Origin of the sequence: Micromonospora sp. Mcm103 (assembly GCF_024519755.1) — a bacterium.
GTDB lineage: Bacteria > Actinomycetota > Actinomycetes > Mycobacteriales > Micromonosporaceae > Micromonospora > Micromonospora aurantiaca.
Genome location: NZ_JALJRJ010000007.1, coordinates 15,546 through 31,557, shown reverse-complemented (window position 1 = coordinate 31,557; position 16,012 = coordinate 15,546). Strand labels below are relative to the sequence as shown.

Annotated in this window: 14 protein-coding genes; 7 read left to right on the top strand and 7 right to left on the bottom strand. The window is 73.0% G+C overall.

Annotation, left to right across the window (positions count from 1 at the left end):
• Positions 1-145: 145 nt before the first annotated feature.
• The 3 genes from OC439_RS11045 to OC439_RS11035 all read left to right on the top strand — a co-directional run bounded on the left by OC439_RS11045 (position 146) and on the right by OC439_RS11035 (position 4,050).
• Complete coding sequence (locus OC439_RS11045) at positions 146-2,542, top strand: M4 family metallopeptidase (protein WP_262013320.1); 2,397 nt, start codon at positions 146-148, stop codon at positions 2,540-2,542.
• A gap of 75 nt (positions 2,543-2,617) precedes the next feature.
• On the top strand, positions 2,618-3,385 hold the full coding sequence (locus OC439_RS11040; RefSeq protein WP_262013319.1) for an enoyl-CoA hydratase/isomerase family protein: 768 nt from the start codon (positions 2,618-2,620) through the stop codon (positions 3,383-3,385).
• A 62-nt stretch (positions 3,386-3,447) separates the two neighbouring features.
• Positions 3,448-4,050, top strand: a complete 603-nt coding sequence (locus tag OC439_RS11035; RefSeq protein WP_262013318.1) for a hypothetical protein — start codon at positions 3,448-3,450, stop codon at positions 4,048-4,050.
• Here the strand turns inward: OC439_RS11035 and OC439_RS11030 are convergent.
• Complete coding sequence (locus OC439_RS11030) at positions 4,034-4,576, bottom strand: peroxiredoxin-like family protein (protein ID WP_262013317.1); 543 nt, start codon at positions 4,574-4,576, stop codon at positions 4,034-4,036. The two genes, OC439_RS11035 and OC439_RS11030, sit on opposite strands and share 17 nt — an antisense overlap.
• 69 nt (positions 4,577-4,645) lie before the next feature.
• Between OC439_RS11030 and OC439_RS11025 the strand changes: the two genes are divergently transcribed.
• Positions 4,646-5,269 carry a TetR/AcrR family transcriptional regulator gene (locus OC439_RS11025; RefSeq protein WP_262013316.1) on the top strand — a complete coding sequence of 208 codons (624 nt, stop codon included), beginning with the start codon at positions 4,646-4,648 and terminating at the stop codon, positions 5,267-5,269.
• Between the two features lie 75 nt (positions 5,270-5,344).
• Here OC439_RS11025 and OC439_RS11020 read toward each other — a convergent pair whose 3' ends face one another.
• The 4 genes from OC439_RS11020 to OC439_RS11005 all read right to left on the bottom strand — a co-directional run bounded on the left by OC439_RS11020 (position 5,345) and on the right by OC439_RS11005 (position 9,295).
• Positions 5,345-5,785, bottom strand: a complete 441-nt coding sequence (locus OC439_RS11020; RefSeq protein WP_262013315.1) for an HNH endonuclease — start codon at positions 5,783-5,785, stop codon at positions 5,345-5,347.
• Between the two features lie 216 nt (positions 5,786-6,001).
• Positions 6,002-7,138 carry a hypothetical protein gene (locus tag OC439_RS11015; protein ID WP_262013314.1) on the bottom strand — a complete coding sequence of 379 codons (1,137 nt, stop codon included), beginning with the start codon at positions 7,136-7,138 and terminating at the stop codon, positions 6,002-6,004.
• 54 nt (positions 7,139-7,192) lie between these two features.
• Positions 7,193-8,737, bottom strand: coding sequence for an FAD-dependent oxidoreductase (locus OC439_RS11010; protein ID WP_262013313.1), 1,545 nt, complete (start codon positions 8,735-8,737; stop codon positions 7,193-7,195).
• A gap of 78 nt (positions 8,738-8,815) precedes the next feature.
• Complete coding sequence (locus OC439_RS11005; RefSeq protein WP_262013312.1) at positions 8,816-9,295, bottom strand: MSMEG_6728 family protein; 480 nt, start codon at positions 9,293-9,295, stop codon at positions 8,816-8,818.
• A gap of 87 nt (positions 9,296-9,382) precedes the next feature.
• On the opposite strand from OC439_RS11005, the gene OC439_RS11000 reads away from it, so the two are divergent.
• The gene (locus tag OC439_RS11000; RefSeq protein WP_262013311.1) at positions 9,383-11,167 is read left to right on the top strand and encodes a potassium channel family protein; all 1,785 of its coding nucleotides are present in this window, start codon (positions 9,383-9,385) and stop codon (positions 11,165-11,167) included.
• Between the two features lie 54 nt (positions 11,168-11,221).
• Here the strand turns inward: OC439_RS11000 and OC439_RS10995 are convergent, their stop codons facing one another.
• Positions 11,222-12,463, bottom strand: coding sequence for an APC family permease (locus tag OC439_RS10995; protein ID WP_262013310.1), 1,242 nt, complete (start codon positions 12,461-12,463; stop codon positions 11,222-11,224).
• A 274-nt stretch (positions 12,464-12,737) separates the two neighbouring features.
• Here OC439_RS10995 and OC439_RS10990 point away from each other — a divergent pair, with 274 nt between their 5' ends.
• Complete coding sequence (locus OC439_RS10990; protein ID WP_262013309.1) at positions 12,738-13,883, top strand: hypothetical protein; 1,146 nt, start codon at positions 12,738-12,740, stop codon at positions 13,881-13,883.
• Positions 13,884-13,899: 16 nt separating this feature from the next.
• On the opposite strand, the gene OC439_RS10985 is transcribed toward OC439_RS10990, so the two are convergent.
• Complete coding sequence (locus tag OC439_RS10985; protein ID WP_262013308.1) at positions 13,900-14,691, bottom strand: phosphatase PAP2 family protein; 792 nt, start codon at positions 14,689-14,691, stop codon at positions 13,900-13,902.
• 111 nt (positions 14,692-14,802) lie between these two features.
• Here OC439_RS10985 and OC439_RS10980 point away from each other — a divergent pair, with 111 nt between their 5' ends.
• Positions 14,803-16,011, top strand: coding sequence for a DUF4032 domain-containing protein (locus OC439_RS10980; RefSeq protein ID WP_120572862.1), 1,209 nt, complete (start codon positions 14,803-14,805; stop codon positions 16,009-16,011).
• Position 16,012 lies beyond the last annotated feature (1 nt).

The window sequence follows — 16,012 nt, the reverse complement described above, 5'->3', positions numbered from 1 at the left end:
ACCCGGTTCCGGGTCACCGCTCCTCCTCATCCGTTCGGTCAGTGTCTCCGGCGGGATCCCGCCAGCCTCTTTCACGTTCTTCGATGTATCGCTATATCTACATCAGTGACTACCCCCGTCACAACTTCGCCTTCCAGGAGGGCCCGTGAAAAGATCCGTCGCCGCCGTCAGCGCAGCGCTGCTCACCAGCGGCGTGCTGGCCTGCGTCACCACCTCGGCGCAAGCGGCAGCGCCAACCGCCCCCAGCCCCGAGACCTCTGCCGCAGCCAAGGCCGCGAGCCTGCTGCGCGCCAACCCCGGCGTCGTCCAGGGCGCCGGCGGTGAGGCCTATCAGGCCGTCCGCACCAAGGTCGACCCCTCCGGGGCCGCGCACACCCGGTACAGCCGGACCTACCAGGGCCTGCGGGTGTACGGCGGTGACTTCGTCATCCACACCGCCCCGAACGGCACCCTGACCAGCGCGTCGGTCAGCCTGTCCGCCCCGCTGACCCTGAGCACCACCGCGAAGGTCGGCGCGGACGCGGCCAAGGCCAGCGCCCGCAAGACGTTCTCCGGTTCGCTCACCTCGGTCGGCGCGCCGGAACTGTTCGTCGACGCCAGCAGCGGCAAGGGCCGCCTCGCCTGGGAGACCGTCGCGACCGGCTGGAAGGCGGACAAGCAGACGCCGTCGAAGCTGCACGTCATCACCGACGCCACCACCGGCAAGGTGATCGGCTCGTACGACGAGATCGAGACGGTGGCCGGCACCGGCCAGGGCATCTACACCGGCTCGGTCACCATCGACACCACGCTCTCCGGCAGCACGTACCAGATGATCGACCCGGTACGCGGCAACGGCCGTACCTGCGACATGAACAACGGGACCTCCACCTGCACCACGTTCACCGACGCGGACAACGCGTGGGGCAACGGCGCCACCTCGAACCGGCAGTCGGCCGCCGTGGACGCGCACTTCGGCGCCGCCAAGACGTTCGACTACTTCAAGAACGTGCACGGCCGCAACGGCATCTTCGGCAACGGCCAGGGCGTGCCGAGCCGGGTGCACTACGGCAACAACTACGTCAACGCGTTCTGGGACGGCGCCCAGATGACCTACGGCGACGGCTCGGGCAACTCCCGCCCGCTGGTCTCGCTGGACGTGGCCGGGCACGAGATGAGCCACGGCGTCACCGAGGCGCTGGCCGGGCTGGTCTACTCCGGTGAGTCCGGTGGCCTCAACGAGTCCACCAGCGACATCTTCGGCAACATGGTGGAGTTCTACGCCGCCGCGCCGAGCGACCCGGGCGACTACCAGGTCGGTGAGAAGATCAACATCAACGGCAACGGTACGCCGCTGCGCTACATGTACAACCCGTCGCTGGACGGCTCGTCCGACTCCTGCTGGTCCACCAGCACGAAGAACAAGGACGTGCACTACTCCTCCGGCGTCGGCAACCACTTCTTCTTCAACCTCGCCGAGGGCACCGGCGCCACCGCGTACGGCACCTCGCCGGTCTGCGGCTCGGCCCCGGCGGTCACCGGCATCGGCCGCGCCAAGGCGGAGAAGATCTGGTACCGGGCGCTCGACGTGTACTTCACCTCGAACACCTCGTACGTCAACACCAGCAACCCGGCCAACACCGCCCGCGCGTACACCCTGCGGGCCGCGACCGACCTGTACGGCAACTGCTCCACCGAGTACAAGACCGTCCAGGCCGCGTGGACCGCGGTGAACGTGGCCGGCAACGACGCGCCGTGCAGCTCGACCGGCAACGACTTCTCCGTCTCGCTCTCGCCGACCTCCGGGTCGGTGACCGCGGGCGGATCGGCCTCCGCCACCGTCGGCACGTCCACCACCAGCGGCACCGCGCAGACCGTGACGTTCTCCGCGTCCGGCCTGCCGACCGGCGCCACCGCGTCGTTCAGCCCCACCTCGGTGACCTCGGGCGGGTCGTCCACCCTCACCATCGCCACCAGCTCCAGCACCCCGGCCGGCACCTACTCGGTGACCGTCACCGGCAGCGCGGCGTCGGGCACGAAGACCGCCACGTACTCGCTGACCGTGAGCAGCGTCGGCGGCGGCTGCACCGGCGCCGGCCAGAAGCTCGGCAACCCCGGCTTCGAGTCCGGCAACACGGTCTGGTCCGCCAGCTCCGGCGTGATCGGGCAGCACGGCAGCAGCCAGCCGACCCGCACCGGATCCTGGAACGCGTGGATGAACGGCTACGGCAGCACCCGTACCGAGACGCTGTCGCAGTCGGTGAGCCTGCCGAGCGGCTGCTCCGCGTACACCCTGTCGTTCTGGCTGCACATCGACTCGGCCGAGACCACCAGCAGCGTTCAGTACGACAAGCTGAACGTGCAGGTGCTCAACTCGTCCGGCTCGGTGCTGGCCACGCTGGCGACCTACTCGAACCTGAACAAGGCCAGCGGCTACAGCCAGAAGTCGTTCAACCTGGCGGCGTACGCCGGGCAGACCGTCACGCTGAAGTTCACCGGCACCGAGGACGTCTCGCTGCAGACCTCGTTCGTGCTCGACGACACCGCGATCAACGTCTCCTGACCTGACCACCGACTCCGGGGCCCGGCGGCCACCCCACGCGGGTGGTCGCCGGGCCCCGGCCGTTACGGTCGCACCATGTCCGACGCGGAACTGACAGTCACCCTGGACGGGCCGGTGGCGACTGTGGTCATCCACAACCCGACCCGGCGCAACGCCATGACCCCGGCCATGTGGCGGCAGCTTCCGGTACTGCTCGACGGTTTGGAGGCGGACCCGGCGGTACGGGTGCTGGTGCTCACCGGCGCGGGCGGCACGTTCTGCGCCGGCGCCGACCTGGGCGACCTGGACGAGCTGCTGGCCGCCGGTGACGGCAGCATCGCGGTGGCCGCCGAGGAACGGCTCGCCGCGTTCGGCCGCCCCACGGTCGCCGCGATCGAGGGCGCCTGCGTGGGCGGCGGCTGCCAGCTCGCCGTCGCCTGCGACCTGCGCCTGGCCGCGGCGGACGCGCGGTTCGGCGTACCCCCGGCCCGGCTCGGCCTGGTCTACCCGGCGCCGACCACGCGGCGGCTGGCCGCGCTGGTCGGTCCGTCGGCGGCCAAGCACCTGTTGTTCACCAGCGAGCTGGTCGACGCCGAGCGGGCGCTGCGGATCGGCCTGGTGGACGAGGTGCTGCCGGCCGGTGAGCTGGCCGGGCGGGTGGCGGCGCTGACCGCCACCATCGCCGAGCGGTCCCGGCTCACCGTGACCGCCGCCAAGGAGATCGTCGACGGGCGCGCCGACGCCGACCGGCTCGCCTGGTGGCACGCCCAGGTGCGGGACAGCGGCGAGGCCCGCGAGGGGGTGGCGGCGATCAACGAGCGCCGCCCGCCGCGCTTCGGCTGGACCCCGCCCGCCACGCGCTGACCGCCGTTTGAACGGCGCCCCCCCGGCGGGTACGTTCAGGCCGTCGAACGGGGGAGACCATCGTGGACGGTGGGCGGGAACGTCACGAGATCCGGCGGGGGCGCCGTCGGTTCCGGCTGCTGCTGGTCGGCGTGGCGCTGGTGTTCGCGCTGGTGTCGCTGCTGGTGGGGCTGATGGCGGGCGGCGTCTTCCCGAGCAGCTGGCTGGAACGCGGTGACCCGCCCACCTGGATGACGGTGACCGGCGGGGTCCTCACGGTGCTGGGCCTCGTGCTCGAGATCGTCGCGTTGGTCCGCATGATCCGCAGCGGCACCTACCGGGCCGACCGGGAGTCCCGGCTGTGGGCGGTGAGCATCAGTCGTCGCCGGGAGCTGGCCCGGGCGGTCCGGCGCGGGGTGGTGGACTCCCCGGGCGACCTGCCCTGGCTGCGGACGACCGCTGCGCAGATGATCCGGCAACGGAGATTCGTCCCGATGATCGGGGGCCTGGTGACGATGAACCTCGGCCAGATACTGCTCAGCCTCACCCCGATGTGGTTCGTCCTGTTCGGCGTCACCGGGGCGATGTTCGCGTTCGCCTGCTGGCAGATCCTCCGGGACGCGCCCCGGGCCGAGGCGTTCCTGCGGGAACACCCCGGCGATCCGGTGGTCACCGGCTCTCCCTGACCTGGGCCAGCAGTTCCTCCACCGACCACTGGTCGGAGGCGTGTTCGCCGTATTTCTCGGCGAGGACCCGCCCGTCGGGCGCGATCAGGAAGTCGGCCGGCAGCCCGAGCCGCCCGCCGTGCGGGGAGGTGGACGGCAGCTTCTCCCGGCCGCGCAGCACATGCCAGGTGCCGGTCACCACGGCTCGCAGGATCGGCAGCCAGGCGCGCGGGTCGAGCAGCGACCGTCGCGCCGACTCCACGCCGAACTCCCGGTAGAGCCGCCGGTCCGGATCGGCCACCACGGCGAACGGCAGGTCCGCGACGTGCTCGCGCAGTTCGTCGGCGGGGGAGTGGAAGAGCACCACCTCGCGTACGCCTGCCGCCTCGATCTCGGCGTGCCGACGGACGATCGAGCGGAGGTGGAGGTTGCAGACCGGGCAGCCGGCGAAGCGCCGGAACTGGAGGTGGACCAGGCGGTCCGGATCCGGCAGGTCGATCCCGGCGCCGGTCACGCTGGTCAGGTGGCGAGGGGTGACGACGTCCATGCGCGCTCCCGTTGTAGGCGTACGACGTACTCCTACAACCGTAGGCGTATCTTGTACGCTGTCAAGGCCATGCCCCGTCCCCGTTCTCTGACCCCGGCCCAGCTCGCCGACGCGGCGCTCGCGGTGCTCGACCGGGACGGCCTCGCCGGCCTCACCATGCGCGCGGTCGGCGCGCAGCTCGGCACCAGCACGATGGGCCTCTACCGCTACGTCGCCGACCGCGACGAACTGGAGGCGCTCGTCGTCGAGCGGGTCCTCGAACGGGTGGACACCCGTCCGCCGGGCGACGTCCCGTGGGCGGACGGCATCCGCGACCTGGCCGAGCGGGTACGCCGCGCGGTCGGTGTCCACCCGGCAGTGGTGCCGCTGCTCCCCGCGTACCGGCACCGCTCGCCGACGATCCTGCGCTGGGGCGAGGCGGTGCTCGCGGTGCTGACAGGGGCCGGCTTCACCGGCGTCGGACGGGTGATCGCGTTCCGCGCCCTGCTCGGCTACGTGGTCGGGGCGATCCAGATGGAGCACCTCGGCGCGCTGTCAGGCCCCGGAACGGCTGTCATCGCGGCGCTGCCCCGCGACGAGTTCCCCCTGCTCGCCGCGACCGCGCGCGAGGCCGGCGGGGTCGCACCGGAGGACGAGTTCGGGGGCGGGCTGGACCTCCTGCTCGACGGGCTGGCCCGGCGTCTCGACAGGTAGGCGCCCTGGTGGGACCGGCGGGCGCGGCGCCGGGGCGTACCCCCGACACCGCCCCCTGTGCCCGCCGGCCGTCGGTCACCGCGCCAGCGCGGCCCAGCTCGGCGTCACCGGCTCCCGCCGCAGCGGCATGCCCGCCTCGGCCGGGGTCCGGTCACCCTTGCGCTGGTTGCACGCGTAGCAGGCGGCGGTGGTGTTCCCCCAGGTGTTCCGGCCACCGCGCGAGCGGGGCAGGATGTGGTCGATCGTGCTCGCCGCGCCGTCGCAGTACGCGCACTTCCGCCGGTCACGCGCCAGCACCCCAGGCCGGGACCAGGCCGGGCCGGCGCTGAACCGCCAGCGGGTCACCACGTACCGGACGAGGCGGACCACCCGCGGCAGCGGGAAGACGCCGATCACCCGGTCGGGCTCGGCCTCGTGGATCTCGGCGACCCGGCGGCAGAGCATCCGGATCGCGTGTTTGACGGTGACCCGGTGCAGCGGGCCGAGGTCGGCGTTGATGACGAGGACGGCGTCCACCGGGCTCTCCCTTCACGATCGGCGGTACGGCGACGAAAAAGCCGCCCGGTCCACGGGACCGGGCGGCGACGACGGGGACGCGCGAGGCGCGTCAGTCGTGCCCTCCGGGCCGGGGACCGTGTTCCCGGCAGCCGTCGCCGAGCAGCCACGACGTCGTCGTGGTGGCGGATCGCAGCGACATGGACGGCTCCCGGAGCGGTGGTTGGCCTTGCGCGCTCACGGTAGATCGATTCGGGAATCGTGGGCAACGTATTTCGATCCGTCGTCGGCGGGGCGCCGCTGCCGTCCGGCGCGGCCCGCCAGCCGCGCGGCGGTGAGCGGCCGGTCGATCCGGGCGGTCATCTGCACCACCAGCTCGCTGTCCAGCAGCGGGCGGTTCACCTCGGCCGCCACCGACAGCGTGGGCGTGGAGATCGACCGCCAGATCGCGGTGAGCCCGGCGCCCAGACCGACGAGCGCCACCGCCGCCCGGGTGGTGGGGGAGCCGGCCGCGGCAGCGGCGCTCACCCCGACCACCGCCAGCAGCACCACCAGCAGTGGCGCCAGCACCGGCCAGAAGATGCCCCGGGCCGCCTGCGCCACCAGCTTCCGGTCCCGGATGATGACGTTGCGGGCGACCACCGCCCAGTTCTCCTCGTCCAGCAGGTCGCGCGGGTGCAGGCCGCCGGTCAGGACGTCCTGCCACAGGTCGCCCTGGTTGCGCAGCTCGCGGGCCAGCTCGGCGAGCCCGGCCTCGCCCGGGTCACCCACCGTGGCGCGGCCGACAGCCGTGGCCCAGGCGGCAAGTGAGCGGCGCACCACGGCGGCCGAGTACGGCGGCAGCACGCTCGCCAGCTCGTCCAGCCACCTGCTGATCTGGAGGTGCCGGCCACCGAACCGAGTGGCCAGTTGGTCGGCGTCGCCACGTCGCACGGTGTCGGCGAGCGAGCGCCCCAGCCGGTACGCCACACCCACCCGGTGGTTCGTCGCCATCGTCCAGCGCAGCACGTCGATGTTGAGGTCGTCGAGCGCGCGCAGCAGCGGCTCCCGGTCGGTGCCGGTGGCGCGGCGCGCGGCGGCGGCGGACGGCACGGTACGGCCCGCCGGGGTCAGTGGCGCGATCTGCGCCAGCGCCACGTCCACGCCGTCCAGGTACATGCCGAGCCGGTGCCATCCGGCCAGCTCGGTCAGGTTCGACAACTTCGGCGGCGCGGCCACCGGCCGGTTCCCGCCGTCGGTCAGGTCGGCTGTCTGCGCGTGGTGGTAGGCGTCCGCCATGGACCAGCCGAGTCGCAGCGCGGTGACCACCGCGGTCCGTTCGTCCCGTGGTGTCCCGTGCTCCTCGTCGCGCCGCTCCCGTGTCGCGGTGCTCACCGCCCGACCTCCCGTGTCACCGGATCAGTCGAGCCTAGAGCCGTTTTTGTCCGCTTAAAGCCGTTTCGGTCCCGTCTTCCCGGCCAGCAGGCCGCGCGGCCGGATCGAGCGGACCGGCTCGGCCGCCGCCCCCTCGGCCCGCAGGATGTGGTTCGCGGCGATGATCCCGGTGGCCGCCGACCGTTCCATCAGCGCGCTCGGGAACTCCGTGCGGATGCCGTCCCCGGCCAGGTAGAGGCCCGGCGCGTCGGTCTCCACCCCGGGACGCCAGGCGTGGCTGCCCGGCGTGAACGCCGGCGCCTGCGCCTCGACCCGGGCGCGCAGCTCGCGTACCCGCAGGTCGGCCACCTCCGGCCAGAGCGCGGTCAGCTCCCGCAGCATCCGGGCTGCCAGCTCGTCGGCCGGCACGTCCGGCTCGCAGGCGTACGCGTGCAGCTCCACGACCGAGCCGCCGGTCTGCTCGGCCCAGCGGCGGGGCTCCTCCTCCAGCCGGTGGTAGAGCGTCACCGAGTCCAGCGTGGGCTGCCGGGAGACGCCGCTGAACACCGCCCGGTCCGCCCGGACGTCCCCGTCCATCCAGTAGCGTGCCACCGCGTACGGCGGCCCGGGCGTGCCGAACGCGGGCATCCGCGCCACCAGCTCGGGTGCCGCCGCGACCAGGCCGGGCGAGGCGCCGACAAGCGCGGCGAGCGCCGGTGGGTCCACCGCGAGCACCACGTGCGGCGCCTCCCAGACGTCGCCGTCCGCGCCGGTCACCCGCCACCCCGCCGGGGTACGGTCCAGCCGGGCCGCCGCCGCGCCGGTCGTCACCCGGCCGCCGTGCTTCTCCACGTACCGGGTCAGCGGCTCCCAGATCGCGGTGCCGTAGTCCCGATCAGGGCAGTCGAAGGCCAGCCCCTCCGGGTTGCCGAGCAGGTAGAAGTGGAACTGCGCGATCATCTCGGCGGCCGACATCTCCGCCTCGTGGTTGAAGAACGAGTGGGAGAAGACCTCGAACAGCATGGCCCGCGCCCGGTCCGGCAGCCGCAGCGAGGTGAGCAGCTCGTCGGCGGTCCGCTCGTCGAACTCCTCGTAGGTGCGTACCGGGTCGTAGGTGAGCAGCGGCAGCGCCGCGTCCCGATCCATCGTGCGCAGGTCCGCCAGGCGCAGGCTCGGGCTGCGCAGCAGCAGCGCCAGGAGGTTGGCCGGCGGCGCGGGCGGCAGCTTGCCGAACTCCTCCGTGGGCCACTGCTCGGACAGGATCGGGTAGCCCGGGATCGGCTTGAGGAAGCCCAGCGCCGGATCGACGCGGCGCAGGATCGACCGCCAGTTCCAGTACTGCCGGAAGAACGCGTGGAAGCCGTGCTCGTTGCGCTGGACGCCGTCGGACAGCTCCTCCGGCCAGGCGCCGAGCCGCCCGCCGAGGTGCGGCGCCGCCTCCAGCACCGTCACCGCCACGCCGCGCTCGGCCAGCACCACCGCCGCCGACATGCCGGCGATGCCGCCGCCCACCACCAGCGCCGGGACCGGTCGCGGCACGCGGTCGGCGCCACCGCCGCCCGGGTCCACCAGGTGCTCGCGTACGCCGATGAGACGACCTACCACTTGCGACAGACTCACGGGGGCATCCTCCAGTCGGCGGTCCCCCCAGTCTGCCGCTTGAAAGGGCAACACGCTGGGTACGCGTCGACGGGGCTTTCACGGCAGGCAGCGGCGGGGGCGGGCCGACGGGGGCCAGACGTACTCCAGGTCGGGGGAGACGTCGGTGAACAACCGGGCATAGTGGGCGGGGTCCTTGCGCAGCAGCGACGACCGGTGGCTGCGGTGCAGGTCGTCGCGGCCCAGCCAGGGCGGCAGCTCACCGGCGGCGGCCAGCTCGTCCTGGGTACGGATCAGCGTGATGCCGCAGGCGGCGGCGAGGTCGGTGGCGAGCGTCCCGGCGCAGGTGTCGGCCCGGCCCGGCTCGCACCACACCGCGCACATGTCCAGCCCGTACCGGGTCAGCGCCTCCTCGTACCCGGCCCACATCTTCACCGCGGGGTGGTTGCGCCAGCCGTAGTCCGGCCGGGTCAGCCCGCGCAGCACCTGGATCGTCTCCACGCGCTGCTTGCCCAGCCGCTTCTGGTCCAGCGTGCGCGCGCTGGCCAGGAAGTCCGGATACGGCAGGAACGTCTGCATGCCGGTGCTCTACCCGTACCCGCCCCTGCCATGCGTCCATGATCGCCGGGGCTGCGCACATCGCGAGCGGCTGACTACGATCCGGACATGGCCGAGCCTCTCCGCGACCGCGCGCGCCGCGCGACCGGCTGGCGGCTCCGGATGAACGGTGACGAACGCCCCCACTACGTGGTCTGCGGCTCCGACCCGCTCGCCTACTGGGTGGTCCGGTCGCTGCTCGCGACCGACAACGCCGACGGCCGGGTGCGGGTGACGCTCGTGGTGCCGGGCCGCCGCCGGTCCGAGGGCCCCGACGGGCGCGACGTGCCCGGGGTACGGGTGGTGACTGCCGAACGGCTCGACGAGGCCGCGTTCCGCCGGGCCGGGCTGGCCGGCGCGGCCGGGCTGGCCCTGTTGCACCAGGACGACGTGGGCAACATGCACGCCGCGCTCTGCGCCCAGGAGGTCGAGTCGCGGCTGCGCCTGGTGGTGCGGATGTTCAACACCAACCTGGCGGACGGGCTGCGGCAGCTCTTCCCCGACTCGGCGGTGCTCTCCGACGCCTCGATGGCCGCGCCCGCCTTCGTGGCCGCCGCGCTGGGTGAGGTGGCGCCGACCCACTTCCGGCACGCGGGGCGCACGCTCTACGTGGCCCGCCGGGACGACGTACGCCCGCAGGACGTGGTCTGCGGCCTCGCCGTCACCACGGATCCGGACCTGGTCCGGGTGCTGCCCGCCGACGAGTCGGCGGCCGACGTGGTGCTGGCCGAGGCGACCGGGCGCCCGGCGGGCACCGAGGTCGCCGCCCGGCGGCTGGTACGCGCGCGGCGGCGCCGGCAGCCGGTGGCGGTGCTGCTGAGGGCGGTCCGCCACTTCGCCACCCGCAAGATCGGCATCGCGGTGCTGGTGCTGCTCGGGGTGATCGCGGCGCTGGGCTGGCTCAACGCGCGGGCCGCCGACGTGAGCTGGAGCGAGGCGATCTACCTGACGCTTGTCACCACGCTCACCGGCCAGGATCCGGACGTCGGCAAGCCGGTAGCGGCCCAGGTGATGCAGGTGGTGCTCAACCTGGCCGGGCTGGCGCTGATCCCGCTGATCACGGCCGCGGTGGTCGACGGCATCGTCAACGCCCGGCTGGCGTTGCACGCGGGCCGGGTTCAGCCGGACCGCTCCGGGCACGTGGTGATGGTCGGGCTGGGCAACATCGGCACCCGGGTGATGGCGCAGTTGCACGACTTCGGCGTCGAGGTGGTGGCGATCGACAAGAACCCGGACGCGCGCGGCGCCGCGCTGGCGCGCCGGCTGGGGGTGCCGCTGATCGTGGGCGACGCGGGCCGGGAGGAGACGCTCCGGTCCGCCTCGGTGGACACCTGCCAGGCGCTCGTGGTGGTGTCCACCGACGACGGGACGAACCTTCGGGCCGCGCTGATCGCCCGGTCCCTCGACCCGGACCTGCGCGTGGTGCTGCGGCTGTTCGACGGCGACTTCGCCGAGCGGATCCAGCAGGCGTTCGGCATCGGCATCTCGCGCAGCGTGTCCTATCTGGCCGCGCCGGCGTTCGCGGCGGCCCTGCTGGATCGCGCGGTGGTCGCCACCATCCCGGTCGACCGGCACGCACTGCTGGTCACCGAGGTGCCGGTGGTGGCCGGTTCGCCGCTGGACGGGCGTCCGCTGAGCGCGGTGGCCCGGCCGGGCGAGGTGCGCCTGCTCGCGCACACCCGGCCGAGCCAGAAGGCCGACTGGTCGGCCGACCCGCGTGTGGTGATCCAGGCCGGTGACCGGCTCACGGTGGTGGCCCGGCGGGCCGGGCTGACCGCGCTGCTCCGGGAGACCACGCCCGCGCCGCCGCCGGCGCCCACCGGCCCGCCCGCCGCGCGCCGCCCGCAGGAGTGACCGGGCGCGTCAGCGGTCAGGGCCGCCGGGCGCATCAGGGGCCGCCGGGCCGCGTCAGGCAGGTCGACGACGGCTGCGGATCGCGTACCCGAGCGCGCCGAGGGCGAGCACGCCGAACCCGGCGAGCACGCTCGGCAGCGGCAGGTTGACCGCCAGCACCAGGCAGCCGACGAGCCCGAGCGCGGCGAGCAGCCGTACCGGGAGGCGCCGGTCCGGGTCCGGGCCGAGCGTCAGCGCCGACGCGTTGGTGATCGCGTAGTAGACGAGCACCGTGCAGCTGGAGAAGCCGATAGCGCCCCGGATGTCGCCCACTGTCACCACGGCGGCGACCACGGCGGCCACCGCCAGCTCGGCGCGGTGCGGCACCCGGTGGCGCGGATGGACCGCCGCCAGCGCGCCCGGAAGATCGTGCCGCCGGGCCATCGCCAGCGTCGTGCGGCCGACGCCGGCCAGCAGCGACAGCAGCACCCCGGTCACCGCGACGGCGGCGCCGGCCCGGACCAGCCAGGCAAGCCCCGGGTGCCCGGCGGCGGTCACCACCTCGACCAGTGGCGCGTCGGTGGACGCCAGCCGGTCGGCGCCGAGCACGCCGAGCGCGACCACCGCCAGCGTCAGGTAGATCGCCAGCACCGCGCCGAGCGCCAGCGGCACCGCCCGGGGGATGGTGCGTTCCGGGTCGCGGACCTCCTCGCCCAGCGTGGCGATCCGCGCGTACCCGGCGAAGGCGAAGAACAGCAGCCCGGCGGCGGTCAGCACGCCGCCCGCCCCGATGCCGGCGGGCGCGGTGAGCCGGTCGGCCGCGATCTGCGGCGCGCCGGTCACCGCCACCACGGCGAGCACCGCCAGCACCACCGCGACGAGGACCCGGGTGGCGGTGGCGGTCTTGCCGATGCCGCGCAGGTTCACCGCTGTCACCGCCACCACCGCGAGGACCGCGACGAGCCGCGCCCGCCCCGGCCACAGGTACGCCCCGACGGTCAGCGCCATCGCCGCGCAGCTCGCCGTCTTGCCGACCACGAATCCCCAGCCGGCGAGGAAACCGGCGAACGGGTGCAGGCGTTCCCGGCCGTAGACGTAGGTGCCGCCGGACTCGGGGTAGCGGGCGGCGAGCCGGGCCGAGCTGGTCGCGTTGCAGTAGGCGATGAAGCCCGCGACCGCCAGCGCGACCAGCAGGCCCGGACCGCCCGCCGCAGCCGCGGCCGGTGCGAAGACCACGAAGACGCCCGCGCCGAGCATCGAGCCCAGACCGACGACCACCGCATCGAGTACGCCGAGTCGCCGCGCCAGCTGTTCCACACCGGCAGCCTAGGGTGCTCGGGTGAACGGGAGGTGCCCCGCGACCGGAAATTGACGAAAATGATTTGCGTAATTTAACCGGTGCTCAGCGGTGGCTGATTGCGGAGGGCCTGGGTAGAGTCGTTTACGCAGGTCAAGCAGTTTGCAAATGTTCCGTTCCGATTATCCGATGGCGATGATCAGATTCTTTCTGCGTCGATCGGGCAATGGCGCCCTCGAATCGGCTCCGGCAATTTCGGGAACGTCTTCTCCGCGAACGCGGGAGGTACCGCACATGACGCTTTTCGGCTGGGACGCCAGTGACTACGACGTCGACCGGGGGTTGACGGCCGACCGGATCCGGGAGGCCCGCGCCGCGGGCATCGACTTCATGACCTACAAGGGCACTGAGCAGTCGCGCGACGGCACGTTCCACAGCCAGTACTACGGGGTGATGCTCACCGCCGCGAAGGACGCGGGCATCCCGTTCCTGGGCATGTACGTGGTGGTGCACTCCGACGTCTCCATCGAGGACCAGGCCACCACCGCCATCGACTACGCCGACAAGCACACCCCCTGGTGGCGCACCTACGACGGGTTCTTCTGGCAGATCGACCTGGAGCGCTGGCCGACCGACGACGTGCCCCCGCACATCGGCGTCGACGTGGGTAAGGAACTGGAGGAGCGCACCGGCAAGGTGGCGGTGATGTACGCCTCGCGCGGTGAGTACGGCGACGACGACCTGGGCGACTTCCCGCGCTGGAACGCCGACTACCCGTACCGGGTGGCCGAGGACTTCAAGGCCGCGTACGCGCGGGCCGGCGGGGACTCCGGGCCGGGCTGGACCCGCTACGGCAAGCCGGCGGAGACGCCGCGCATCTGGCAGTTCACCGATTCGGCGATCATCGGCCGCCAGCACACCTGCGACGCGGACGCGTTCCGCGGCACCACCGACGACTTCGCGAAGATGATCGGGGAGAAGACGTCCACGACGACGAAACGGGACGTGATCGCCACCTTCCACAGCACCGCGCACGCCGGCGACACGCTCGGCACCACTGACGTCTTCCACGCCATCCGCTGGGCCACCGGCCTCTACCACTGGACCGTGCCGGAGACCGGGCTGGTGAGCATCCAGGCGACAGTCGACCTGCGCGGGTTGCGGCGCGACGACCTGGTCCGGATCCGCGCCGAGTACACCCGGCCCGGAGACTCGGAGAACGACACCCCGCTGCTGCGGCAGGAGCGGGTGTCCGTCGACCCGGAGACCACCGGCGGGGTGTTCGTGGTGAGCACGCCGGACGAACGGGTCGAGCTGCCGAAGGGCACCCAGATCCGCATCCAGGTGGCGGTGCGGCCGGAGGACGGCGACCACCGCCGCAAGCTCACCTACAGCACCCGTACCCGGATCAGCATCGTGGAGATCCGGCCGGCCGGCTGAGCGCCGCGCCCGCCCGTCACCGCGTTCCGGAGGCGGCGGGCGGCGCGGACCAGGCGACCGGCCGTCCCCGGTCGCCGAGGCGACGCGGCAGCGGCAGGTCGTCCCAGGGCACCCGGCGCAGCAGGCGGTCCAGCAGCAGGCCGAGCAGCAGCCCGGCGACGGAGTCGGTCAGCCAGTGCCAGCCCAGGTAGACGGTGGTGCAGAAGACCACCGCCGGGGGCACCACCCGGACCGCGGTGACCAGCCCGGCCGGGACGGTACGGCCGAGCGTCCGCACGAGCGGGGCCAGCAGCAGGGCCAGGACGCCGTACCAGACGATCGAGTTGGCGACGTGCCCGGACGGGTACGACTGCGCGAAACGCACCGGCAGGTCGTGCTGGAACAGCGGCAGCGTCTGCTCGGGCGACAGGAACGGCTCCTTGACCGAGGCGCTCGGCGCCGGCCGGGCCGTCCACACCTTCAGCGGGCCGACCGTGAAGAACGTGAGCACGAAACCGGCCACCGGCGGCAGCAGCGGCCGTACCGAGCGCAGCCGCCACGCCAGCAGAACGCCCAGCCCGGCCGCGAGCAGCGTCAGCGGCGTGCCCTGGCCGAGCAGGTTCAGCGTCATCGCCACCCAGCGGGCGGCGGCCGGGCGGTTCTCGTCGGACCAGTCTGCGACCGCACGGTCGAGGCCGAACAGGTGACCGGAGGCGAGCGCGACGGTCAGCGCCACCACTGCCGCGAGCAGCAGTCCGTCGAACCACCACCCGGCCGGCCGGACCGGCCGCAGCCGCAGTTCACCGCGTACCCCCGAGGTCTGACGCACGCGACCACGCTACCGGCCGTCCGCGGCGGCCGGGCGGCGCGGGCATCGGCGGCTGTGTGCCCAGCCACGAAGGGAGGCGCGGCGCGGGGGTCAGCGGTCACACTGGTTGCCGTGCGGATCACCTCGGCTCTCGTCGACCCGGCGCTGCTCGACCTCCCCTGGTCGACCCCGCTGGAGCAGTGGCCTGCCGAGCACCTGGTGGCGCTGCCGCAGGGCATCTCGCGGCACATCGTGCGGTTCGTCCGGCTCGGCGGGTACGTCTACGCGGTCAAGGAGACCGGCGAGCGGGTCGCCGAGCGCGAGTACGACCTGCTGCGGGCGCTGGAGCGGATCGACTTCCCGTCGGTCGAGGCGATCGCGATCGTGGCCGACCGGCAGACCGACGACGGCGAGCCGCTGGACCCGGTGCTGATCACCCGGCACCTCCAGTTCTCGCTGCCCTACCGGGCGCTGTTCTCCAACACGCTGCGCCCGGAGACGATGAACCGGCTGCTGGACGCGCTGGCCGCGCTTATCGTGCGGATGCACCTGACGGGGTTCTTCTGGGGCGACTGCTCGCTGTCCAACACGCTGTTCCGGCGCGACGCGGGCGCGTTCGCCGCCTACCTGGTCGACGCCGAGACCGGGGCGCTGTACCCGTCGCTGTCAAACGGCCAGCGCGGCGAGGACCTGGAGATCGCCCGGGTCAACATCTTCGGCGAGGCGCTCGACCTCCAGGCCGCCGGCCTGCTGCACGAGTCGATCGACCCGGAGGTGGTCTGCGAGGAGGTCGTGCGGCGCTACGAGCGGCTCTGGCACGAGATCACCTACGAACAGCAGGTCGAGCGCGCCGCCCGGCACGACATCGAGCGCCGCATCCGCCGCCTCAACGAGCTGGGCTTCGACGTGGCCGAGGTGGCCATGTCGACAGTCGACAACGGGCGCTACCTGGTCCGGCCGAAGGTGGTCGACGCCGGCTACCACACCCGGCGTCTGCTGCGCCTGACCGGCCTGGACGCGGAGGAGAACCAGGCCCGCAAGCTCCTCAACGACCTGGACGCCTACCGGCTGGAGAGCGACCTCACCGACGAGCAGCAGGCGGCGCACCGCTGGCTGACCGAGGTCTTCGAGCCGGTGGTCCGGGCGGTGCCCGCGCACCTGCGCCGCAAGCTGGAGCCGCAGGAGCTGTTCGCCCAGATCATCGAGCACAAGTGGCTGCTCTCCGAGCAGGCCGGTCGGGACGTCGGGATGCGCCGGGCGGTGCAGTCGTACCTGGCCGACGTGCTGGTGCACCGCCCCGACGAGCAGGCGGTGCTCGGCGTCGAGGTGCCCACCGTCTGAC